Below are 21,771 nucleotides of genomic sequence, written 5' to 3' on the forward strand. Positions count from 1 at the left end.
CCGCATTGGCCGCACCGGCCGCGCCGGCCGCCGTGGCCTGGCCCTGAGCCTGGTCGCCGGCCGCGAGAACGCGCGCGCCGGGATGATCGCCGCCGCCCAGGACAGCCCGCCGCCGCGCGAGAACGCGCCGCTGGCCACCGGTCGCCCCGCGCAGCCGGCGCAGGCACCAATGACCACCCTGCGCATCGACGGCGGCAAGACCGACAAGCTGCGCCCCGGCGACATCCTCGGCGCCCTGACCGGCGAGGCCGGCCTGCCCGGATCGGCCATCGGCAAGATCGTGATTGCGGCCACCCGCTCCTACGTGGCCATCGCCAACGCACAGGCGGAACGCGCCCTGCAGCGGCTGGAAGCCGGCAGGATCAAGGGCCGCCGCTTCCGCGTACGCAGGCTCTGACCCTGCCTACCGGGGCGCGCGTCGCGCCCCCGGATGCGCCGCGTTGTCCGGACTACGCGCCCCGCGAAGCACCAACCACGAATCCCGAATCCCGAACCCGATCCCGCCTCAGTGCCTCAGCAAGGCCACCAGCGGCGCGTCGATTTCCCAGCGGGCACGGCCACCGAGGGCCACCAGCTCCATCAGCACCCCCGCCCCGACCACCCGGGCCTGCTGCTGTGCCAGCAGCCGGGCCGCCGCGGCCAGGGTGCCGCCGGTGGCCAGCACGTCGTCCACCAGCAGCACGCGGGTGCCCGGCGCGACCGCGCCGGCCTGCAGCTGCAGCCGGTCGCTGCCGTATTCCAGCGCGTACTGTTCCTCGACCACCGGCCCGGGCAGCTTGCCCGGCTTGCGCAGCGGCAGAAAGCCGGCACCCAGCAGCGGCGCCAGCGCGGCGCCGAGGATGAAGCCGCGCGCCTCGATCCCGGCCACCAGGTCGATCGCCACGCCGCGCCATGGCGCGGCCAGGTCGTCGAGCATCGCGGCCAGGCCGTCGGCATCGGCCAGCAGCGGGCAGATGTCGCGGAACACGATGCCCGGCGAGGGAAAGTCCGGGATCTCGCGGACCAGCGAGGCCCAGGCCGGCTGGGTGGCGGGTTCGGCGATTGTTGCGGACATCGGGGAAGCTCTCCGGACGGACGGGATGCGCAAACGGTAACGCCGTCAGGAGCTGCAGGACAGCATCGAGCAGCCGGCGCGATGGCGCGCCCATTCGGGGCGCAGGCCGGCGTAGTGCTCCCGTCCAGGCTGGTCCTCGTACGGGCGGCGCATCACCTCCAGCAGCGTCGCCACCGACGCCAGGTCGCCGGCCTCGGCACGGTCGATGGCCTCCTGCGCCAGCCAGTTGCGCAACACGTAGCGCGGATTGGCCAGGCGCATGCGTTCGCGCCGCCGTGGTGGCGCCAGCGGGTCGTCGGCCAGGCGCGCGGCGTAGCGTGCCAGCCACTCCTGCAACGCCGGCGACACCGCCGCGGCCGCGACGGCGTCGTAGGACACCGCCGCGAAGTCCGCCGGCCTGGCCGTGGCCGGATCCACCTCCCCAAGCTGGCGGAAGAACGTGGTGAGGTCGAACTGCCCGGCCTGCAGCACCCGGCACAGGTCCTCGAACAGGGCCACGTCACCGGCGCCGGCGCGGGCCAGGCCCAGCTTGCCGGCCACCATTTCCCGCTCGGCCCGGGCCCAGGCGTCCAGGTAGCGCTGCAGCCCGGCCTCCAGCGGCGCGGCCGCGCCGAACAGCGGCGCCAGCGCCTGCGCCAGCCGGGTGAGGTTCCAGTACGCCACCTGCGGCTGGGCGCCATAGCGGTAGCGGCGGCCGTGGGCGTCGGTGGTGTTGGGCGTCCAGTCCGGGTCGTAGTCCTCCAGCCAGCCATAGGGACCGTAGTCGATGGTCAGGCCGAGGATGGACATGTTGTCGGTGTTCATCACCCCGTGGACGAAGCCCACCCGCATCCAGCCGGCCACCATCCACGCGGTGCGCTCGCACACCTGCGCGAACCATTCCGCGTCGCCGGCCGGGCCCAGTCCATGCAGGTCCGGAAAGTGGTGGCGCTGGACATGGTCCGCCAGCCGCCGCAGCAGCGCGGTATCGCCGCGCGAGGCCGGCAGTTGCCAGCTGCCAAAGCGCAGGAAGCTGGGCGCCATCCGGCACACCACGGCACCGGGCTCCGGGCGCGGATGGCCGTCGTAGAACATGTCGCGCACCACCTCCTCGCCGGTGCCGACCAGGCTGAGCGCGCGCGTGGTGGGGATGCCCAGATGGTGCATGGCCTCGCTGCACAGGAACTCGCGGATCGAGGAGCGCAGCACCGCGCGGCCGTCGCCGAAACGCGAGTACGGCGTGCGCCCCGCGCCCTTGAGCTGCAGTTCCCAGCGCCCGCCGTCCGGCCCGATCGCCTCGCCCAGCGAAATCGCGCGGCCATCGCCCAGCTGCCCGGCCCAGCTGCCGAACTGGTGGCCGCCGTAGTTGGCCGCCCACGGCTGCATGCCTTCCAGCAGCGCATTGCCGCCGAACACGCGGGCGAAGTCCGGGTGCTCGGCGTCGGCGGCGTCCAGCCCGGCCAGGGCCGCGGCCTCGGGCGACCAGGCCAGCAGCCGCGGCGCGGCCACCGGGGTGGGATCCACCCGCGACCAGGCCGCGAAGACCTCGCGCACGCGCGGCCCGGCCTCGGGGTCGCCGGGCAGTTCGCGCAGGAAGCTGTTGTCGAATCCGATCCGCATGGGTCGCCGCCGGCGGGCGGATCAGCCGGTGGCGACCGCGAACGGGCCGCCCTGCTCCAGCGCCCGCTGGTAGGCCGGGCGCGCGTGGATGCGCTCGAGGAAGCCGCGCAGGTTCGGGTGGCCGTCCAGCCCGGCGCGCGCCGCCGCGGCCTCGATCGGGAAGCTCATCTGGATGTCGGCCGCGGTGAAGCGCTCGCCCGCGAACCAGCCGCCGCCGTCCAGCGCCTGCTCCATCCAGTCCAGGTGCAGCTTCACCTGCGGCGAGACAAAGCCGGCCAGGGTGCGGTCGACGATGGCGCGGGCGATGGGCCGGGCGAAGAACGGCATCGGCGCGTTGCGGATCCGGCGCAGCACCAGCGACAGCAGCATCGGCGGCATGGCCGAGCCCTCGGCGTAGTGCATCCAGTAGCGGTACAGCAGGCGCTCCTCGGCCAGCGCCGGTTCCGGCGGCGGCGATAGCGCATAGCCGGTGTCGTAGCGCTCGACCAGGTATTCCAGGATCGCACCGGATTCGGCCAGCGCCTGGCCGCCATCCACCAGCACCGGAGCCTTGCCCAGCGGGTGCACGGCGCGCAGCTCCGGCGGCGCCAGCAGGGTCTTCGGGTCGCGCCTGTGGTGCACCACGTGGTACGGCAGCTCCAGTTCCTCCAGCAGCCACAGCACGCGCTGGGAACGGGAATTTTCCAGGTGATGGACGGTCAGCATCGGCAACTCCTGTTCGACTGCGCCCATCCTCGCACGGCCGGCGTTTGCCATCCGTTGCGCCGCGCGCCGGGCCCGGAAACGGAAAACGCCGGAGGCTTGCGCCCCCGGCGTTCCGGTCTGCGATCCCGGCGCGAGCCGGGAAGGCCAGTCAGTTACAGCGCCTGGACCTGGTCGGCCTGCAGGCCCTTCTGGCCCTGCACGACGATGAAGGAGACCTTCTGGCCTTCCTGCAGCGACTTGAAGCCCGAGCCCTGGATCGAACGGAAATGCACGAACAGGTCGGCACCGCTCTCCGGGGTGATGAAGCCGAAGCCCTTGGCGTCGTTGAACCACTTGACGGTACCGGTCTGACGATCGGACATGTTTGCTAACTCCTCAACGGAAAAATGGAAAACCCGGTCGCGGGACATCCGCGGCGGGTACTGGGTTGCAGGTGTTAGGCAAAGCGGAACGATGTAGCGCGATCGTCGGATCGACTGCATCAGGCCACGATTCACGGTGACCCATGCAAACACAGTGAGGGCACGATACCCGTATTCGTCCGGAATAGCGAGCGCCGTCCGTCGGCGCCGTTCAGGTGGTCAACCGGCGGCCGCCAGGCCCCAGGCCTCGGCCGCGATCCGGTAGGACTCCAGCCGGGCCTGGTGGTCGTGCAGGTTGGCCACCACGATCAGCTCGTCCGGGCGGTGGCGCTGGACGAAGCGCGCCAGGCCCTCGGCCACGGTGTCGCGGCTGCCGACCACGCTGCAGGCCAGCGCCCGCTCCACCCCGGCCTTCTCCTGCGGGTTCCAGTAGGCCTCGATGTCGTCCACCGGCGGCGGGATCAGCCCCGGGCGGCCGCGGCGCAGGTTCACGAAGGCCTGCTGCGGGGTGGTGAACAGCCGCCGCGCCTCGGCGTCGGTGGCCGCGGCCACCACGTTCACCGCCAGCATCACGTGCGGCTCGGCGCAGTGCTTCGAGGGCCGGAAGTGCCGGTGGTAGACCAGCAGGGCTTCCTCCAGCGCATCCGGGGCGAAGTGCGAGGCGAACGCGTACGGCAGGCCCAGCGCCGCGGCCAGCTGCGCGCCGAACAGGCTGGAACCCAGGATCCACACCGGCACCCCGAGCCCGGCGCCGGGCACGGCTTGCACCGCCTGGCCCGGCTGCACCGGCTCGAAATAGCGCAGCAGCTCCTGCACGTCCTGCGGGAACTGCTCGGCGGAGTCGAAATAGCGGCGCAGCGCCCGCGCGGTGGCGTGGTCGGTGCCCGGCGCGCGGCCCACGCCCAGGTCGATCCGGCCCGGATGCAGCGCGGCCAGGGTGCCGAACTGCTCGGCCACCTGCAGCGGCGAATGGTTGGGCAGCATGATCCCGCCAGCGCCAACCCGGATCTTCGAGGTATGCGCGGCCACGTGCGCGATCAGCACCGCGGTGGCGGCGCTGGCGATGCCGGGCATGTTGTGGTGCTCGGCCAGCCAGAACCGGCGGTAGCCCAGGGCCTCGGCATGGCGGGCCAGGTCGACGCTGTTGGCCAGCGCGGCGGAGACGTCCGAGCCCTCGCACACCGGGGCCAGGTCCAGCACCGACAGCGGCACGGAACGCGGATCGAAGCCCATGGTCAGTCCCGCGCCACGGCCGCCAGCGGTGCCCGCGGCGCGGCCAGCGGCGGCGCCGGGCGCAGCGTGGCCACGCCGTGGCCCTGCTCGGCCAGGTACTGCAGCCACTTGCCCAGGAAGGTGTTCATGCGCAGGCGGTGGCCCACCACTTCGGCCGGCGGCGGGTACATGCCGATCACGTCCTGCCAGCGCCGGCCGACGTAGCAGTGGGTGGTCTCGACCTGGCGGGCGTCGTTGTACAGGCGCAGGTAGGCAGAGGGGTCCGGCTCGCCGGTCACCGGGTCGCACAGGTCGTAGGTCAGGCGCAGCTCGACCGTGTAGCGGTGGCGCTCGAGCACGTCCAGGCGCACGTCCAGGCCGTCGCCCAGCGAGGACACGTAGCTGCCGCACGCCAGCCCGGCCGGCGCGAACAGCCGGGTCAGGCGGGCGTGGTTCTCCGCGTACAGCCCCATCAGCCAGCCGAAGCGGCCGATCCTGGGGATACGCGCGACGATGGGGAGTGCCTGCTGCATGCGCCCGATGCTACACGGCAAGGCGCGCGCGCGGCAGCATTGAAAAGCCCGCCGCCGGCCCCCATGCGTACGGGCCGCCGTTCAGAACATCTCCCGCTGCAGGCCGAAGGTGGCCAGCACCTTGCTGGAGATCTCCTCGATCGAGGTGTGCGTGGTGCTGAGGGTCGGGATGCGCTCGCGCGCGAACATCGCCTCGGCCGCCTGCACCTCGCGCCTGCAGGTCTCCAGCCGCGAATAGGACGAATCCGGCCTGCGCTCCTGGCGGATCTGCTGCAGCCGGTCCGGATCGATGGTCAGTCCGAACAGCTTGCGCCGGTACGGACGCAGCCGCTCCGGCAACCTGTCGTTGTCCAGGTCGCTGTCGGTCAGCGGGTAGTTGGCGGCCTTCACGCCGTAATGCAGCGCCAGGTACACGCAGGTCGGCGTCTTGCCCGCGCGCGACACGCCCACCAGCACCACGTCGGCGTCGACATAGTCCAGCGCGACGCCGTCATCATGCGCCAGGGCGTAATTCATCGCCTCGATGCGGCGGTGGTAGCTGTCGAAGTCGACGATGCCGTGCGCGCGCCCCACCCTCGCCTGCCGGGGCTGGTTGAGCTCGCGCTCCAGCGGCTCGATGAACGGCGCGAACACGTCCAGCATCAACGCCCCGCTTTCGGCCAGGAGCATGCTCAGTTGGGTATCGACGCAGGAATTGACCACGATCGGCCGCACGCCGTAGCGCTCGCCGGCCGAGCGGATGCGCGCGGCCGCCTCGCGCGCCTTGTCGAGGTCGTCGACGAAGGCGATGCGGTCGGTCACGAACTGGAATCCGCTGAACTGGGTCAGCAGGCTGTGGCCGATGGTTTCCGCCGTGATACCGGTACCATCGGAAACGTAGAAAACAGGGCGGATCGCGCTCATGCCTGTGACGTCTCCGGTTTCGTGTTGAATGACATGATCAACATTGATATGCCGCAAATCGCAGGGGCATCATAACCACCCCACATACCTCGGGACACGGCCATTGCCCGGCCGGGCGTGGCTCCACGGAGCATCGCACTTGAACCAGAACATCCTGTGGTTGCATGAGCTTCGTCTTGCCGACCTGGCACGCGTCGGCGGCAAGAATTCCTCCCTCGGCGAGATGATCGGGCACTTGTCCGGCCTCGGCGTCTCGGTGCCGGGTGGCTTCGCCACCACGGCCGAAGCGTTCAAGGACTTCATCGCGCACAACGACCTGCACCAGCGCATCTACGACCGGCTCGCGCAGCTGGACGTCGAGGACGTCAACGCGCTTACCGCGGCCGGGCGCGAGATCCGCCAGTGGGTGATCGATGCCCCGCTGCAGCCGGCGCTGGATGCCGATATCCGCACCGCCTACGCGAAGCTGTGCAGCGAGAACGGCGGCGACGACGTGGCGGTGGCCGTGCGCTCTTCCGCCACCGCCGAGGACCTGCCCGATGCCTCGTTCGCCGGCCAGCAGGAGACCTTCCTCAACGTGACCGGCGCCGACGATGTCGTGCACAAGGTCAAGGAAGTGTTCGCCTCGCTGTACAACGACCGCGCGATCGCCTACCGCGTGCACCACGGCTTCAAGCACGAGGACGTGTTCCTGTCGGCGGGCGTGCAGCTGATGGTGCGCTCGGACGTGGGTGCCTCCGGCGTGCTGTTCACCCTGGACACCGAGTCCGGCTTCCGCGACGTGGTGTTCGTCACCGCCAGCTACGGCCTGGGCGAGATGGTCGTGCAGGGCGCGGTGAACCCGGACGAGTTCTACGTCTACAAGCCCACGCTGAAGCAGGGCAAGCCGGCGATCCTGCGCCGCTCGCTCGGCAGCAAGGCGATCCGCATGGTGTATTCGGACCAGCCCGGCGAGCGCGTGCGCACCGAGGACACGCCGGCCGAGCTGCGCAACCGCTTCTCGCTCTCCGACGAGGACGTGCACGAGCTGGCGCGCCAGGCCCTGACCATCGAGCAGCACTACGGCCGCCCGATGGACATCGAATGGGCCAAGGACGGCGTGTCCGGCAAGCTGTTCATCGTGCAGGCGCGTCCGGAGACGGTGAAGTCGCGTGGCCACGCCACCCAGATCGAGCGCTTCGCGCTGGAGAAGCGCGGCGAGGTGATCGCCGAGGGCCGCGCCATCGGCCAGAAGATCGGCGCCGGCGTGGCGCGCGTGGTGCGCTCGCTGGAGGACATGGACCGCGTGCAGCCGGGCGACGTGCTGGTCGCGGACATGACCGACCCGGACTGGGAGCCGGTGATGAAGCGCGCCAGCGCCATCGTCACCAACCGCGGCGGCCGCACCTGCCACGCGGCGATCATCGCCCGCGAGCTGGGCGTGCCGGCGGTGGTCGGCACCGGCAACGCGCTGGACCTGATCAAGGACGGCCAGGAAGTGACCGTCAGCTGCGCCGAGGGCGATACCGGCTACATCTATGCCGGCCGCCTGCCGTTCGAGCGCACCACCACCGACCTGGGCAACATGCCGCCGGCGCCGCTGAAGATCATGATGAACGTCGCCAATCCCGAGCGTGCGTTCGACTTCGGCCAGCTGCCCAACGCCGGCATCGGCCTGGCGCGCCTGGAGATGATCATCGCCAGCCACATCGGCGTGCACCCCAAGGCGCTGCTGGAGTACGACCGCCAGGACGCGGACACCAAGCGCCGGATCGACGAGCGCGTCGCCGGCTACGCCGACCCGGTCAGCTTCTACGTCGACCGCCTCGCCGAGGGCATCGCCACCCTCACCGCGTCGGTCGCGCCCAACCCGGTGATCGTGCGCCTGTCGGACTTCAAGTCCAACGAGTACGCCAACCTGATCGGCGGCCAGCGCTACGAGCCTGAGGAAGAGAACCCGATGATCGGCTTCCGCGGCGCCAGCCGCTACGTCGATCCGTCCTTCGCCGACGCCTTCGCCCTGGAATGCAAGGCGGTGCTGCGCGTGCGCAACGAGATGGGCCTGGAGAACCTCTGGGTGATGATCCCGTTCGTGCGCACGCTCGAGGAAGGCCGCAAGGTGGTCGAGGTGCTGGCGAAGAACGGCCTGCGCCAGGGCGAGAACGGCCTGAAGATCATCATGATGTGCGAGGTGCCGTCCAACGCCCTGCTGGCGGACGAGTTCCTCGAGATCTTCGACGGCTTCTCGATCGGCTCCAACGACCTGACCCAGCTGTCGCTGGGCCTGGACCGCGACTCCTCGATCGTCGCCCACCTGTTCGACGAGCGGAACCCGGCGGTCAAGAAGCTGCTGTCGATGGCGATCAAGGCCGCGCGCGCCAAGGGCAAGTACGTGGGCATCTGCGGCCAGGGTCCCTCCGACCACCCGGACCTGGCCGAGTGGCTGATGCAGGAAGGCATCGAGTCGGTGTCGCTCAACCCCGACACCGTGGTCGATACCTGGCTGCGCCTGGCCAGGCTCAAGGGCGGCGCCGCCTGAGCCGCTGCGGTCCGCGCGAGCGGACCGTCCGCGCGCCACCGAAGGCCATGCCGGTGCGCCGGCATGGCCTTCCTGTTTGTGCCCTTTCCCGCCCGGGCAGAACAGCGGCGCTAAGGCACGGCTTCGCAACGCGCCGGACCGGACGTGCCCGCATCCGTGGCGCAGGGCGGCAGCCATAGTTCGATCACGCGGCGGTTGCTGCGGATGGACGCGGCCAGCTCGCGCACCTGCACCTCCAGGCCACGCTCCCGCGCCGCCAGCGCCGCGGCAATCCCGCGGGCACACTCGCGGTCGCCCTCGTTGCCGCGGCGGTGGACCAGCAGGGTCGGCCGCGGCCAGGGCGCGGGCGGATTGCGGCCATGGCGCTGCGCGGTGGCGACCACGTTCTCGATGCCGGGCACGCGCACCGTATTCCCCAGCGCCGGGGCGATATCGGAGTCGCCCTTGAGCAGGCCGGCGATCCAGGCACGGCTGGCCTCGTCGTGTACCTGCACGTACAGGGTCATGGGCGACGCTTCCGTCCCGCATGCCGCGAGCGCGGGGACCCGCGCGGACGCCGGCGGTGCCGGAGCCGGCGCTTCGACCGGAAGCGGCGCCGGCACCGACGCCGGCTCCTCCGTGCCCGGTTCCGGCACCGACGCCGGCCCCCTGCCCCCGCCGGGACCGGACTGCAGCGCAGTCGGCCCGTCGATGCCGGGCGCCTCCAGGTCCGCCGCGGCCTCCGGGTAGGTCGAGGCAGTACTGCCGCCGGCAGCCACGGCCGGTTCCGGCATGGCCATCGTGCCTGCATCCGCGGGCCGTTGCCGGTTGCACGCGGGCAAGCGTGCCAGCAGGGGATTCCTGCAGGGCTCCTGCTGCGGCGCGGGCATCCAGTACGGGTCGTCCTGGTCGGGGTGCGTGCCGCAGACGTCGTCGCATACCCAGTGGCGTGCCGGATCGCAGCTGTTCCCGGCGGGATCCGCGGGGACCTGGCATAGCGCCGCAAGCCCCGCGAGGCGGCTGGCCGCATGGCGGCGCACCCGCGCCGATACCCCACCGTAGCGCACTGCGTCGGCCAGCAGGCGCACGGCGCCGCGCTCGTCCGCGCCGGGCGGCTTGTCCGGACTCGCCTCGCGGATGGCATCCACGCGGTCCAGCACCGCCTCCACCGCCTGCTCGCGTGCGCTGCGTTCCTGCTGCCACTGCTGCAATGCCTGCGCCATCGGCAGCAGCAGCGTGCCCAGCACGCCGACGCCGACGGTGGCCCCGATCGCGGCGGCCCTGGTTTCCGGGCGCCAGAACGGCACCGGCGCCTTCTGCGGCTCGGGCTTGGGCGGCCGCCGCAGCGGTTCCAGCACATTCCCCGGCCTTGGCGCCGGCATGTTCCAGCCGTGCACCTTCTCCAGCCACTCCGCCCGCAGCGCCCGTCCCATGTCCTCGCCCAGGCGGTGGTAGCTCTCCCACTGCGCCTCGTCGAAGAACTGGTCGGAGGTCGGCTGCTGCGGGAACAGCGGATGGCGGCGGGCATAGGCCAGCACGTCGGCGTCCAGCGACACGTGCAGGGCCGGCTTGACCACCAGCAGGGTGCCGAGCCGCCGCCGCGCCGGGTTGCTGCGGTTGTAGCAGATCCGCGCCAGCAGCACGCCGCGCGCGGTGTAGTTCTTGGCCAGGTCCTCCGGTGCCAGCACCGCCAGGTGCTCGCTGGCGACCGCGCCCATCGCGGCGGCGTCCTCCGGCGTGCAGAACTCGATGTCGCAGTCGAAGTCGATGCGCGCCTTGCGCACCAGGTTCTCCAGGTCGTCGTACTCGTAGCGCGGGTCGGCGCCGCAGTCGGCGAGCACGATGAAGTCCAGCTGGCGCTGCAGCAGCGCGTGCACGCCGGTGTTCTCGAAGTGCCCGCCGTCGGACAGGTACCACCAGTCCTGGCACGGCCCGGCGAACGACGCCAGCGCCTCGCTGGCCAGCAGGCCGAACTTGGTCGTGCCCAGCCAGCGCCCGGCGCGCCGCAGCAGGCCGTCGCGCGCCGGCTCCTCCTGCGCGGCGCCCTCCTGGCGCGGACGCAGCCAGAACCCCAGGCGCGCCCCCACCATGAACAGCAGGACCGCCCAGCCCCGCGAGGTGTAGGAGCCCGCGCCCGGCGAGGCCGCCGCGCCGGAAATGGCGATCCAGCGCCCCAGGGTGCCCGGGTCGCGCATCTGCGCCAGCGGCAGGAAGCGGTCCCTGCCCAGCTCCATGCCGCGCGCGCTGATGGTGGCGGCCAGGCCCTTGCGGTCGGCGTTGTACATGCCGCTGGCCGCCTCGCGGGTCTGGTTCAGGCACACCCCGACCAGGTGCAGCGGGCCGCCGTTTTCCTCGGGACGGTGGCTGGACAGGTCGGTGTCGTCGCCCGGGACCACCGTGGTCACCGACCAGGCGTCGGGCGATTCCCGTTCGCCATCCAGGCGCGGGCCGAAGCGCTGCACGTTGCCCAGCGCCAGGTAGGCGCGCACCAGGCGCGCGCGGTAGAAGCCGTGCAGGGAGCTGGAATTGACCCAGTCGCGGTTGCGCTGGGTCAGCAGCACCCAGGCCAGCGCCAGCGCGCCCAGCACCGCCGCGCGCGCCCAGAACGGCAGGTAGGCCAGCACGCCGTCCTCGCCCCGCAACGGGGCGATGAACACCACCCACTGGACCAGCAGCACCCAGGCGCACACCACCAGCGCGCCGACCAGCAGGCCCAGCAGGTTCAGCAGCTTCGGCGTCCAGCGCGCATGCGGGCCATCCGAGGAGCGGGCCATGCGCTGCAGCGGTTCGCTCAACGCGCGCAGCAGCACCAGCAGGCTGCCCAGGGTCAGGCCGCCCTCCAGCCAGCGGTCGCCCTGTTCCAGCAGCTTGGCCACCTGCCAGGTAAGCACGTCGACCACGCCCAGCCCGGCCAGCCCCAGCGCCAGCGCATTGGCGCGGCGCAAGGCCTCGGTCAGGCGGTTGCGTTGCTGCGCCAGGCGGGTGTTGGGGCGTTCGTCCGAGCGCCCGGACAGGCGCAGGTACAGCCCGGCATGCCGGGCCAGGGTGCCGGCGGCGAACAGGCACAGGAAGAACGCCGCCGACGGCGCCGCCCAGGGCGGCTGCAGCCAGGCCAGGTCGCGCCCGGGCAGCAGCCACAGGCCCGCCAGCAGCAGCGCCAGCACCACCACGTCGGCCGCGCGCGGCGGCAGGATGGCCAGCAGCGGCGTCCCCGGCTCGTTGGCCTTCCGTGGCAGGTCGCGCAGGGTCCAGTACGGCACCAGGGTGCTGGAGGCCAGCAGCATCCACGCCGCCGCCGCGAGCACGAACCACGCCGACGCCCATGGTTGCCACTGCGCGGACAGCACCAGGTCCAGGTCGTTGTGCAGGGCGTGCGGCAGCACCACCAGCACGCCCAGCAGCACCGCCAGCACCGCCATCTCCGCGTGCACCGCCAGCGCGCTGCGCAGGTAGGTGGCCACTGCCGCGCCGACGTCGCGCGCGCCGCGCGGGGTCAGGTAGCGGCCGTTGCGGCGCAGCCATTCCAGCAGCACCGAATCGCTGCGGGCGAAGGCGTTCTCGGCCTCGACCACGCCGATCTTCTGCACCACCCGGGTGAACGCGGCACCCACGTAGCCGCCGCCGGATACCGTGGACAGGTAGTCGAAGCGCTTCAGCAGGCCGTTCTGCGCCAGGCCGCGCAGCAGGCCCAGGCAGAAGGTCGCGCTGCGGATGCCGCCGCCGGACAGCGCCAGGCCGATGCGCGGCGCGCCGGGGTCGATGCCGGCGCGGGCGCGGCGCCGCTCCACCAGCCGCGCCTCCTCCCCGGCCAAGGCCGCGCGGTCCTGCAGCCCGGCCCCCTGTCCCAGCGTGCCGTCCATGTGTCCGGCGGCACGTTCCATCGGCGTGGACGCCTGCTCCCTATCCATATCCCCTCCCTGGCGGCGCTGGGCACGCCCGCCGTCTCAGTCATGGATCCAGAACGAAGTGCTCCTGAACGTGGCCGAGGTCCACCAGCGCGGCGTCCCGAACTGGAAGTTCTCGCGTCCGGCATTGCTCTGCAGCGGCGCGTGGACCCACCCGTTCCTGCGGTCGGCCTGCCGCGTACCCTTCTCCGGCACCACCGGGCAGATATGGCCGGGGCTCTCGCTGTTGGCGTTCTTCCCCGAGACCAGGCAGACCGCGCCGGCATTGGCCGCCGCCTGCAGTGCGTCCAGGTCGAACTCCCGGCGCCAGCCGAACTGCGGCCCGAACTCCGGCAGCCAGTCGTGCAGGCTGTTGGCGTTGAGCTCGCGCACGGTCTGGTCGTACACCACCGCCACGCTCCTGCCGGAGTTGAGCGCGCTGATCGCGGTCGCCGTCCACCACACCCGCGGCAGGTAGGCGCCGGCCAGGAAGCAGTAGTCGTAGCTGTAGATGTTGCAGAAGGTGCTGCTGCCCTTGCGCAGGTAGCGCGCGCTCCTGTCCACCCGCAGCCAGTGCACGATCTCCAGCAGCTGCGCGGCGCGCGCGGCCGGCGTGCCGGCATCGCGCCGCGGCGCGCCGGCCTCGTTGAGCGCGAAGGCGCGGCCGCCGTCGCGGCCGCGGGTGACCGGCTGGCTGGTCTGCAGGTGCACCTCCACCAGCTTCTTCGCCACCGCCTCCGGGGGCGCCTTTTCCGGTCCGGCCACCAGGTAGGCGGAGGAGACATAGCCCTCGACCGGGGTGCCGTCCAGCCGGGTGCGGATCTTCCACCAGGGCGCCGCCGCCTTCTCCAGCAGGTCCACCTCGTGCCCGCGCGGCAACAGGCCGATGCGGTTGGTCGAAGCCACCCTGGGCGAGGACCGCAGGTTCAATTCCGACGCACGTACGACGTACTTCATGCTGCCTCCATGGAGGACAACGGGACATCGGCATGTGGCGAGGCGGCGGGGTCGCGGTGGGCGGGCCCCGGCGGTCGTCGCGCGTCGGCCATGCACCCGCCACGGCGGGTCGTCCGGCGCTGTATCCGGACCGGTGCGCAGGGCAAGGGGCCGTGGCCCGGGCCGGGAAACGGGCGGAGTTTGCGCCTCGGCCGGCGCCGGCGCCAGTCCCCCCGGCGCGGCGGCGGGAGCGCCGGCGGCGCCTGCCGCGGGCGGCTGGCCGGTCCGTGCCGGCGGACCAGGCGCGGCAACGGAGTCGGGGCGGGCCGGCCCCTGACGCTCAGGCCGCCGGCAGCCCGGCGAACTTGCCCAGGAACTGGCGGTAGTGGCGCAGCTCGGCGATCGAATCGTGCACGTCGCTCAGCGCGGTATGCGCGGCCTGCTTGCCGACCCCGGCCAGCACCTCCGGGCACCAGCGGCGGGCCAGCTCCTTGAGCGTGCTCACGTCCAGGTTGCGGTAGTGGAAGTACTGCTCCAGCCGCGGCATCAGCCGGTGCAGGAAGCGGCGGTCCTGGCAGATCGAGTTGCCGCACATCGGCGAGGCCTTGGCCGGCACCCACTCGTTGAGGAAGGCCACGGTGCGGGCCTCGGCCTGGGCCAGGGTCACGTCGCTGTCCAGCACCCGCTGCCACAGGCCGGAACGGCTGTGCTGGTTGCGGTTCCACTCGTCCATCGCCTGCAGGGTCTCCAGCGGATGGGCGATGGCCAGCTCGGGGCCCTCGGCCAGCACGTTGAGCTGGGCGTCGGTGACGACGGTGGCGACCTCGAGGATGGAATCGCGGTCGGTGTCCAGGCCGGTCATCTCCAGGTCGATCCAGATCAGGCGGTCCATTCCTGCGGCCATGGCCATGCGCTTGCGGAACTCCAACGGTGATGGGGCCGCGCTTGCGGGCGCGGCGGGGGCTGGCATGATACCGCAGGTCCCCATCCACGCCCGGTCGATGCAAGAGTCGAACACCCATGCCATCCTGGCCGCGATGCTGGCGCCGGCCTTCTTCCTGACAGCCACCGCCTCGCTGCTGCTGTCGGCCAACAACCGCCTGGCCCGGATCATCGACCGCGCGCGGACCCTGCTGCGGGAACTGCCGGAAGTGCGCGACGAGCGCGAGCGGCAGCTGTACGAGAAGCGCATCGCCCTGCAGCGCCTGCGTAGCCTGCTGATGCTGCGCGCCGGGCAGCTGCTGTACATCGCCATCAGCTGCTTCGTCGGCACCAGCCTGGCGGTGGCCGTGGACACCTTCGCCGGGCACCGCCTGGGCTCGCTGCCGATCTGGCTGGCTTCGGCCGGGGTGCTGTCGATGTTTGCCGCCAGCTTCCTGCTGGCGCGCGAGTCCACCCTGGCGGTGACCGCGATCAACGAGGAAATGGACCACCGCCCCACCCGGCCGCTGCCGCCGGGGGGCTGAACCGGGCTCAGACCGGCGGCTTGCCGCGCTTGGCCCGGAAGTAGTTGGTCAGGCGCCGCCCGGCCTCCTCGCCCAGCACCCCGCCCTGCACCAGCACGCGGTGGTTGTGGCGCGGGTCGCCGATGACGTCGAACACACTGCCGCAGGCGCCGGTCTTGGGATCGGCCGCGCCGTAGACCACTCGCGCGACGCGGGCATGGACCAGGGCCATGGCGCACATCGCGCAGGGTTCCAGCGTCACGTACAGGGTGGCGCCGACCAGGCGGTGGTTGGCCAACGCCCGGCCGGCCTGGCGCAGGGCCATGATCTCGGCATGCGCGCTGGGATCGTGGTCGGCGATGTTGTGGTTCCAGCCCTCGCCGATCACCTCGCCTCCGGCCGAGACCACCACCGCGCCCACCGGGATCTCGTCGTATTCCTTCTCCGCGCGCTCGGCCAGGGCCAGGGCCTGGCGCATGTACCGCTCGTCGGCGGCCGGGTCGACCGGCAACGTCCGCGCCGGCTCGCGCGCGTCCAGCAGCTTCCACAGGATCCGGGTCGCGCCCAGCCCGCCCAGCGGCTTGTAGGCGTACTCGGGGATGTCGCCGGCGGTGTGGTAGCCCAGGCGGCGGTAGAACGCGGTGGCGCCCTCGATCAGCGAGGCATCCAGGGTAAGCAGGCGGCGGCCGCGCTCGCGCGCTGCCTGTTCCAGCGCCTGCACCAGGGCCGCACCGACGCCGCGGCCGCGGGCCGCCGGCGCGGTCATCACCTTGGTCAGCTCGGCGCGGTGCGGCTGGCTGGGCGCCTGCACCAGGGCCCGCGAACCGGTGGCCAGCAGCTGGCCGTCCTGCCAGGCGCACAGCACCACGCGCTCGCCGCGCGCGACCGCCTCCAGCGCGCCGCGCCAGAACGCACGCGCCTCGTCCAGCGGCAGCGGGTGCATGAAGCCGACCGAGCCGTTGTTGGCGACGGTCTCCACCAGCAGCGCGGACAGGGCCTCGATGTCGGCCGGCGAGGCCGGACCGATGCGTGCCGCCGATGCCGGCGCCTCCCCAGGGGCCGCGGACGCCGGGACCGCGGATATCTGTTCTGCCACTGCGCGCTTTCCGCAAAACACCAGGGACGCATTTTACGCCTGACCCGCGCCGCGGCAGGCCTGCCGGCCGGGGCAGGCGAACCTTGCCTGGCCGGCGACCATCGCCGGCGGGCGCCGCGACTACTGCGCCGGGTTGAGCATCAGCCCGTACCGCCGATTGCCGTCGCGCGGCAGGTAGAACTCGCGCTCGCCGCTGCGCGGCAGGCGCACGATGGCCTTGCGCGTGGCATCCACCAGTACCAGCGACTGGTCGCGGCCGTCGATCAGCCAGGCAAACGCCTCGCCTTCCAGGCCCAGCGAGGCGAGGCAGGCCGGATCCGCCTCCAGCGCATGCCCGCCGAGGTTGGGCGTGGCCTGCAGCGTGACCGGGCAGACGCTGCCGCCCTCGGTGTCCTCCCACAGGTCCCAGGCGCCGGCCAGGGCGACGATCTCCGGTCCGGGCGCGTCCGCGATGCCGTCGTCTTCCCTGGCCTTTCCGTGCGCGGGAGCCGTGGCCGGCACCGGGGATGCCGGCTGGCTGCAGCCGGCCAGCAGGAGTAGCACCGCCAGCAGGAAGGTCGACAGGCAGATGCGCCCGGCCATCACCGCACCGCGCCCGTGGCAGCGTGGAACAGGTGGTCGCAGGGATCGACCCGGCCGGGCGCCGGCTCCGGCACCGTCCTGCCGGCCGGCAAAGGCGAACGCGGCCGGCGGGTCGCGCAGGGCCGGCGATCGCACGTGGCAGTCCAGACGCATGTCATCCCCCGGGCATCGGAATGGAGTCCCCCGCCGCGGCGAAGGACGCGCGGGCAGTCTACCCGGGCGGCACGCGCGGCGCCGGGCGGCATTGGTGGAGGTGCGCTTGCCGGGTCAGCGCAGCAGGGCCAGCAGCGCCTCGGCCGCCGGCGCCGAGGAGGCCGGGTTCTGCCCAGTCACCAGCAGGCCGTCGCTGACCACGTGGGGCTGGAAGTCGGCCCCCTTGGAGTACTCGCCGCCGTTGTCGCGCAGCATGGCCTCCACCGAGAACGGCACCACCCCGGTCAGACCCACCGCGGCTTCCTCGCTATCGCTGAAGCCGGTGACCTTGCGCCCCTGCACCAACGGCGCGCCGTCGGCACCGCGCACCCGCCGCAGCGCGGCCGGGCCATGGCAGACCGCGCCCAGCGGCTTGCCGGCTTCGGCCGCGCGCGCGGCCAGGGCGATCGAGCGTGGATCCTCGGCCAGGTCCCACAGCGGACCGTGGCCGCCTGGATAGAACAGCGCGTCGAAGTCGTCCATCGACACCTCAGCCAGCGGCCGGGTGTTGGCAAGCGCCGCCATCGCCGCGGCATCGCCCTGGAAGCGCCGGGTATCGTCGGTCTGCGACTCCGGCGCATCGCTGCGCGGGTCCAGCGGAGGCTGCCCGCCGCGGGGCGAGGCCAGCACCACCTCGGCCCCGGCATCGCGGAAGCGCCAGTACGGGGCGGCCAGTTCCTCCAGCCAGAAGCCGGTCTTCTCGCCGGTCTCGCCCAGGCGATCGTGGGACGTCAGTACCACCAGGATCTTCATGTGCCTGCTCCTGTCGGAAAGTCCAACGGTTGCGCCCGCCTGCGCCCCGGCGCCGGGGGTCACCAGCGCTGGTGCACGTGCGGCTTGATGTCCTGCTCGTAGATCCGCGCGACCTCGGCCATGACCTCCTCCGGCAGCGCCGGCAGCCCGGCCGCGGCGATGTTGGCCAGCGCCTGCTCCGGGTTCTTGGCGCCGGGGATGACCACGCTCACCGCCTCGTGCATCAGGATCCAGCGCAGCGCGAACTGGGCCATGGTGGCGCCGGCCGGCACCAGCGGACGCAGTTTCTCCACTGCCGCCAGGCCGACCTCGTAGGGCACGCCGGAGAAAGTCTCGCCGACGTCGAAGGCCTCGCCGTTGCGGTTGAAGTTGCGGTGGTCGCTTTCCTCGAAGCGGGTATCGGCGCGGAACTTGCCGCTGAGCATGCCGCTGGCCAGCGGCACTCGCGCGATCACCGCCACGCCGCGGCGCAGGGCCTCCTGGAAGAACAGCCCGGCCGGGCGCAGGCGGAACATGTTGAAGATGATCTGCACGCTGGCGACGTTCGGGTACTCGATCGCCTTGAGCGCTTCCTCCACCCGCTCCACGCTCACGCCGTAGCGGGCGATCGCACCGCGCTCCACCAGCCGCTCCAGGTGCTCGAAGATCTCCGGATGGTAGTAGGCGTCGGTCGGCGGGCAGTGCAGCTGCAGCAGGTCGAGGGTTTCCATCTCCAGGTTGCGGCGGCTGCGGTCCACCCACTCCTGCAGGTTCTGCGCGGTGTAGCCGGCCACTTCCTGCCTGGGCAGGCGGCGCCCGGCCTTGGTCGCCACGAACGGGCGCTTGCCGCCGCGCTCCTTGAGCACGCGCGCGATCAGGCGCTCGGAGTGGCCGTCGCCGTAGACGTCGGCGGTGTCGATGAAATCCAGGCCGGCATCCAGCGCCGCGTGCAGCGCGGCGATCGAATCGCGGTCGTCGACCGTGCCCCAGGCCGCGCCGATGGCCCAGGCGCCAAAGCCGATCTCGCCGACGGTGTGGCCGCTACGGCCGAAAGGTCTGGAACGCATGCGTGACTCCTGCGGACGGGCCACGCTGGCGGGCAGCGTGGCCGGAAAAGGATTGCGGCGCGGTGGCGCCGGACGAACGCCGAATCATAGCGGACACGCGCGGAGGGGCATGCAGGCGATGGCCGGGCGCCGGCGTTCGGCTACGCCGCGATCGGGGAGCTGCGTCGGCGCCTGGCCCTCCCCCCTACCCCATCCCGCCGGGAAGGGAACGGTGCTCCAGACGACGACGCAGCGCGTGGCAAAGCGCCAGGCCTCGCGGGCGCCATGGCACTGCAGCGGCGCTGCGCTGCACTTGCCCGGGCCACACGCCCCGCCCAATCACCAATCACCAATGATCGGCGATTCGCTCAGGCCTTGCGCAGGAACTGGGTCTTGAGCACCAGGCCCTTGATCTTGTCCGAGTTGCCTTCGATGTGCTCCGCATCGCCCTCGACCAGGCGGATGTTGCGGATCACCGTGCCCTGCTTGAGCGGGATCGAGGAGCCCTTGACCTTCAGGTCCTTGATCACGACCACGGTGTCGCCGGCAGCCAGCGGGTTGCCATTGCTGTCGCGCACGACCAGCCCGGCTTCCGCCTCGGCGCCCTCCTCCTCGGTCCACTCGTGGGCGCAGTCCGGGCAGATCCAGAGCGCGCCGTCGGCGTAGGTGTTGTCCAATCCGCACTGCGGACAGGAAGGAATGGCAGCCATTGCATCCTCGTTGCAGGAAAAAAACGGCCGCCATTGTAACGGGCTAGCGCGGCTCCCCCGGCGCCGGCATCGCCGCCGGACGCGCACAGCCCGGCACTTCCTCCGCGCCATCCACCGCCAGCGCCGCGCGCAGCGGGTACCACGCCCCGGACATGCTGTCCTGGCACTGCCCGGTGGCCACGCGCAACACGACCGTGCCCTGGGCATCGCGCGCCACGATCGCCTGCACGCCCGGCACCAGCGCGTCGGTGCGGCTGGCCAGCTGCAGGCGGCGCGGCTGCGGCAGGTCCGGACCGGTCAGCACCAGCCCCGTGCCATCCACCCGCGCCTGCCAGAACGGCTCGTTGGTCGAGGCCACCAGCGCGTGCGGCACGCTGCGTGCCTCGCTGCCGGGTGCGCCGGCGTCGAACACCAGTTCCGCGACCGGATAACCCAGTTCCTGCGCCTTGCCGACCAGCGAGGCCAGCAGCAGGCGGTCCACCCGCGGCTGCCGCGACAGGATCCACAGGCGGTCCCGGTCCGGCGCGCCGACCAGGGCCCACTGGTATTCCGGGTCCACCGCCAGCACCCAGCGGCGGGTCCAGCCGAACGGCACCCAGGCGCGCCAGCGCGGGGCCACGGCACGAACCTGCAGCGAGCCGGGCGCGCCGGGCACCGGCACCACCTCGGCGTCCTCGCCGATGCGGCGCCCGTCCTCGTCCAGGCAGGACTGGTGGGCGTCGAAGCCCTCGCCTGCGCCGGCCCGGTACTCCACCCGCGCCTCGCGCACGCACTTGCGCTGGAAGTCCACCGGCAACCACGCCGCCAGGTGCCAGGGGCCCGCGAAACGTTGCAGGTCCAGCACCGGCAGCGGCAGGTGCCCGGCCACGCCGAGGTCGCGGGCGGGCAGCACGGACGGGAGCAGCAGTAGCAGCAGCGAGGCCGCGCGGGCGAGGTTCCGGGATCTCCTCATGTCGGCGCCGACATTACCAGCACGCGACACCAGATCAAGTCACCTTGCGGAAGATGGTCAGGCCCAGCACGAACAGCACCACCGCGATCAGCAGCGCGGCGACGAACAGGAACTTGGCGATGCCGATCGACACCCCGGCCACGCCACCCAGCCCCAATGCCCCGGCAATCAGTCCGATTACCAGGAAGATGATGGCCCACTTGATCATGCCCTGCTCCGTCCGTTAGGTGACCCGGACCTTACGCAGGGCGGCGTGGCACGGCCGTGAACAACGGCCCTGCCACGCCGCTGGCGTGGTGGCGTGCCCGGCTCAGCCGGCGCGGGCGTGCCAGGCACGCAGCAGCTCGGCCTCGCGCTGTCGGTCGATGCCGGCGCGCGGCTTGGCCTGGCGTTCGGCCGGCAGGCTGCGGTACCAGGCCAGCAGGTCGGCCACGGTGTTGGCCAGCGGGCGGAAGGTCAGCCCGGCGGCCACCGCGCGCGCGTTGCTGACCTGGCCATAGCCGGCATACGGGCCGCGGTTGCGCGGCACCCAGATCGGCAGCTCCACGCCCTGCGCCTCGAGGAACTCCGGGTCCACGTGGGTCAGCTGCAGCGGGGTCGAGGTCACCGCCTGGCAGCCGTGCAGCATCGCGTCCATGGTCAGCGGGTAGCCGGGGCCGACCGCGTTGAAGGTGCCGGTGGTGCCGTTCTCGGCCAGGCGGATCATCCACTCGCCCAGGTCGCGGCCGTCGATCACCTGGATCGGGTCCTGGCCGTCGCCCGGCACCAGCATTTCCCCGCCGTCGGCCACGCGCAGGGGCCAGTAGGTGAAGCGGTCGGTTTCGTCGCGCGGGCCGACGATGTAGCCGGGGCGGACGATGGTGGTGCGCTCGCCGAACTGGCGACGCGCCTCGACCTCGCTAAGCGCCTTGAGCGGGCCGTACAGGTTCTCCATGTCCGCGATCAGGGTCTGGCGGGTCTCGGCCATGGCGTCGCGGCCGCGGTACTGCGCCATCGGCGCGTCCTCGTCGATGCCGGGGCGGCTGCCGTCGGCGTAGACCGAGATGGTGGAGATGAACAGGTAATGCCCGATGTTGCCGCGCAGCGCCTTGCCCGCATCGCGCACCCACGACGGCAGGCTGGTCGGGTTGTCGATGCACACGTCCCAGCGCCGCCCGCGCAGCGCCGACAGGTCGCCGGTCTCGCGGTCGCCGTGCAGCTGCTCGACCTCCCCCGGCCACTCCGGCGAGGGTCGCTTGCCGCGGTTGAACAGGGTCACCTTGTGCCCGCGGGCCAGCGCGTAGCGCACCTGGAACGGGCCGGTAAAGCCGGTGCCGCCAAGGATCAGGATG

General features: G+C 72.1%; 21 protein-coding genes and 1 pseudogene. 3 read left to right on the forward strand and 19 right to left on the reverse strand.

Features of this window, described 5'->3' with window-relative positions; genetic code table 11:
• On the forward strand, positions 1-397 hold a 397-nt coding region (locus B351_RS16035; protein WP_039730757.1), incomplete at its 5' end, for a DbpA RNA binding domain-containing protein.
• A 108-nt stretch (positions 398-505) separates the two neighbouring features.
• On the opposite strand, the gene B351_RS0101710 is transcribed toward B351_RS16035, so the two are convergent.
• From B351_RS0101710 to B351_RS0101740, 7 genes are all read right to left on the reverse strand, one after another.
• On the reverse strand, positions 506-1,054 hold the full coding sequence (locus B351_RS0101710; protein WP_019397330.1) for an adenine phosphoribosyltransferase: 549 nt from the start codon (positions 1,052-1,054) through the stop codon (positions 506-508).
• Between the two features lie 45 nt (positions 1,055-1,099).
• Positions 1,100-2,653 (reverse strand): YdiU family protein, encoded by a 1,554-nt coding sequence (locus B351_RS0101715; RefSeq protein WP_019397331.1) that lies wholly within the window; start codon positions 2,651-2,653, stop codon positions 1,100-1,102.
• Between the two features lie 21 nt (positions 2,654-2,674).
• The gene (locus B351_RS0101720; protein ID WP_026010233.1) at positions 2,675-3,358 is read right to left on the reverse strand and encodes a glutathione S-transferase; all 684 of its coding nucleotides are present in this window, start codon (positions 3,356-3,358) and stop codon (positions 2,675-2,677) included.
• Positions 3,359-3,510: 152 nt separating this feature from the next.
• Entirely contained in the window at positions 3,511-3,720 is a 210-nt protein-coding gene (locus tag B351_RS0101725; protein WP_013535118.1) for a cold-shock protein, read from the reverse strand.
• A 219-nt stretch (positions 3,721-3,939) separates the two neighbouring features.
• Positions 3,940-4,953, reverse strand: coding sequence for an LLM class flavin-dependent oxidoreductase (locus B351_RS0101730; protein WP_019397333.1), 1,014 nt, complete (start codon positions 4,951-4,953; stop codon positions 3,940-3,942).
• Between the two features lie 2 nt (positions 4,954-4,955).
• Entirely contained in the window at positions 4,956-5,465 is a 510-nt protein-coding gene (locus B351_RS0101735) for a DUF1249 domain-containing protein (protein WP_019397334.1), read from the reverse strand.
• An 81-nt stretch (positions 5,466-5,546) separates the two neighbouring features.
• On the reverse strand, positions 5,547-6,368 hold the full coding sequence (locus B351_RS0101740) for a pyruvate, water dikinase regulatory protein (protein ID WP_019397335.1): 822 nt from the start codon (positions 6,366-6,368) through the stop codon (positions 5,547-5,549).
• A 139-nt stretch (positions 6,369-6,507) separates the two neighbouring features.
• Between B351_RS0101740 and ppsA the strand changes: the two genes are divergently transcribed.
• A complete protein-coding gene (ppsA, locus tag B351_RS0101745) occupies positions 6,508-8,886 on the forward strand; it encodes a phosphoenolpyruvate synthase (RefSeq protein ID WP_019397336.1) in 2,379 nt (792 codons plus the stop codon).
• Positions 8,887-8,996: 110 nt separating this feature from the next.
• Here the strand turns inward: ppsA and B351_RS17705 are convergent, their stop codons facing one another.
• From B351_RS17705 to orn, 3 genes are all read right to left on the reverse strand, one after another.
• On the reverse strand, positions 8,997-12,746 hold the full coding sequence (locus tag B351_RS17705) for a patatin-like phospholipase family protein (RefSeq protein WP_198006195.1): 3,750 nt from the start codon (positions 12,744-12,746) through the stop codon (positions 8,997-8,999).
• Positions 12,747-12,809: 63 nt separating this feature from the next.
• On the reverse strand, positions 12,810-13,706 hold the full coding sequence (locus B351_RS16040; protein ID WP_050992109.1) for an SH3 domain-containing protein: 897 nt from the start codon (positions 13,704-13,706) through the stop codon (positions 12,810-12,812).
• 319 nt (positions 13,707-14,025) lie between these two features.
• Positions 14,026-14,595 (reverse strand): oligoribonuclease, encoded by a 570-nt coding sequence (gene orn, locus B351_RS0101760; RefSeq protein ID WP_407059571.1) that lies wholly within the window; start codon positions 14,593-14,595, stop codon positions 14,026-14,028.
• A gap of 91 nt (positions 14,596-14,686) precedes the next feature.
• On the opposite strand from orn, the gene B351_RS0101765 reads away from it, so the two are divergent.
• Positions 14,687-15,151 (forward strand): DUF2721 domain-containing protein, encoded by a 465-nt coding sequence (locus B351_RS0101765; RefSeq protein WP_019397340.1) that lies wholly within the window; start codon positions 14,687-14,689, stop codon positions 15,149-15,151.
• 7 nt (positions 15,152-15,158) lie between these two features.
• On the opposite strand, the gene tadA is transcribed toward B351_RS0101765, so the two are convergent.
• The 9 genes and pseudogenes from tadA to B351_RS0101805 form a co-directional block, all read right to left on the reverse strand.
• Positions 15,159-15,668 carry a tRNA adenosine(34) deaminase TadA gene (gene tadA / locus B351_RS17915; RefSeq protein WP_255346133.1) on the reverse strand — a complete coding sequence of 170 codons (510 nt, stop codon included), beginning with the start codon at positions 15,666-15,668 and terminating at the stop codon, positions 15,159-15,161.
• Between the two features lie 78 nt (positions 15,669-15,746).
• Positions 15,747-16,073: pseudogene (locus B351_RS17920) on the reverse strand (GNAT family N-acetyltransferase); the annotation flags it as partial.
• 273 nt (positions 16,074-16,346) lie between these two features.
• Positions 16,347-16,808: an AprI/Inh family metalloprotease inhibitor gene (locus B351_RS0101775; protein WP_019397342.1), complete on the reverse strand. Its 462-nt coding sequence runs from the start codon at positions 16,806-16,808 to the stop codon at positions 16,347-16,349.
• 267 nt (positions 16,809-17,075) lie between these two features.
• Entirely contained in the window at positions 17,076-17,753 is a 678-nt protein-coding gene (locus B351_RS0101780; protein WP_019397343.1) for a type 1 glutamine amidotransferase domain-containing protein, read from the reverse strand.
• A gap of 59 nt (positions 17,754-17,812) precedes the next feature.
• Positions 17,813-18,799: an aldo/keto reductase gene (locus B351_RS0101785; protein WP_026010236.1), complete on the reverse strand. Its 987-nt coding sequence runs from the start codon at positions 18,797-18,799 to the stop codon at positions 17,813-17,815.
• Positions 18,800-19,146: 347 nt separating this feature from the next.
• Entirely contained in the window at positions 19,147-19,488 is a 342-nt protein-coding gene (locus tag B351_RS0101790) for a zinc ribbon domain-containing protein YjdM (RefSeq protein ID WP_026010237.1), read from the reverse strand.
• Positions 19,489-19,531: 43 nt separating this feature from the next.
• A complete protein-coding gene (locus tag B351_RS0101795; protein WP_026010238.1) occupies positions 19,532-20,440 on the reverse strand; it encodes a lipocalin family protein in 909 nt (302 codons plus the stop codon).
• 34 nt (positions 20,441-20,474) lie between these two features.
• Positions 20,475-20,648, reverse strand: a complete 174-nt coding sequence (locus tag B351_RS17215) for a DUF1328 domain-containing protein (RefSeq protein ID WP_019397347.1) — start codon at positions 20,646-20,648, stop codon at positions 20,475-20,477.
• 102 nt (positions 20,649-20,750) lie between these two features.
• Positions 20,751-21,771: NAD-dependent epimerase/dehydratase family protein (locus B351_RS0101805; RefSeq protein ID WP_019397348.1), on the reverse strand; the 1,021-nt coding region annotated here is incomplete at its 5' end.

The sequence above is a fragment of the Pseudoxanthomonas sp. GW2 genome, assembly GCF_000283075.1.
Classification (GTDB): domain Bacteria; phylum Pseudomonadota; class Gammaproteobacteria; order Xanthomonadales; family Xanthomonadaceae; genus Pseudoxanthomonas.

Bases quoted from the DNA above. Each gene is read 5' to 3' on its own strand.
- B351_RS0101710 (WP_019397330.1), bottom strand. From the start codon at position 1,054: ATGTCCGCAACAATCGCCGAACCCGCCACCCAGCCGGCCTGGGCCTCG.
- B351_RS0101715 (WP_019397331.1), bottom strand. From the start codon at position 2,653: ATGCGGATCGGATTCGACAACAGCTTCCTGCGCGAACTGCCCGGCGAC.
- B351_RS0101720 (WP_026010233.1), bottom strand. From the start codon at position 3,358: ATGCTGACCGTCCATCACCTGGAAAATTCCCGTTCCCAGCGCGTGCTG.
- B351_RS0101725 (WP_013535118.1), bottom strand. From the start codon at position 3,720: ATGTCCGATCGTCAGACCGGTACCGTCAAGTGGTTCAACGACGCCAAG.
- B351_RS0101730 (WP_019397333.1), bottom strand. From the start codon at position 4,953: ATGGGCTTCGATCCGCGTTCCGTGCCGCTGTCGGTGCTGGACCTGGCC.
- B351_RS0101735 (WP_019397334.1), bottom strand. From the start codon at position 5,465: ATGCAGCAGGCACTCCCCATCGTCGCGCGTATCCCCAGGATCGGCCGC.
- B351_RS0101740 (WP_019397335.1), bottom strand. From the start codon at position 6,368: ATGAGCGCGATCCGCCCTGTTTTCTACGTTTCCGATGGTACCGGTATC.
- B351_RS17705 (WP_198006195.1), bottom strand. From the start codon at position 12,746: ATGGAACGTGCCGCCGGACACATGGACGGCACGCTGGGACAGGGGGCC.
- B351_RS16040 (WP_050992109.1), bottom strand. From the start codon at position 13,706: ATGAAGTACGTCGTACGTGCGTCGGAATTGAACCTGCGGTCCTCGCCC.
- orn (WP_407059571.1), bottom strand. From the start codon at position 14,595: ATGGCCATGGCCGCAGGAATGGACCGCCTGATCTGGATCGACCTGGAG.
- B351_RS0101765 (WP_019397340.1), top strand. From the start codon at position 14,687: ATGCAAGAGTCGAACACCCATGCCATCCTGGCCGCGATGCTGGCGCCG.
- B351_RS0101775 (WP_019397342.1), bottom strand. From the start codon at position 16,808: ATGGCCGGGCGCATCTGCCTGTCGACCTTCCTGCTGGCGGTGCTACTC.
- B351_RS0101780 (WP_019397343.1), bottom strand. From the start codon at position 17,753: ATGAAGATCCTGGTGGTACTGACGTCCCACGATCGCCTGGGCGAGACC.
- B351_RS0101785 (WP_026010236.1), bottom strand. From the start codon at position 18,799: ATGCGTTCCAGACCTTTCGGCCGTAGCGGCCACACCGTCGGCGAGATC.
- B351_RS0101790 (WP_026010237.1), bottom strand. From the start codon at position 19,488: ATGGCTGCCATTCCTTCCTGTCCGCAGTGCGGATTGGACAACACCTAC.
- B351_RS0101795 (WP_026010238.1), bottom strand. From the start codon at position 20,440: ATGAGGAGATCCCGGAACCTCGCCCGCGCGGCCTCGCTGCTGCTACTG.
- B351_RS17215 (WP_019397347.1), bottom strand. From the start codon at position 20,648: ATGATCAAGTGGGCCATCATCTTCCTGGTAATCGGACTGATTGCCGGG.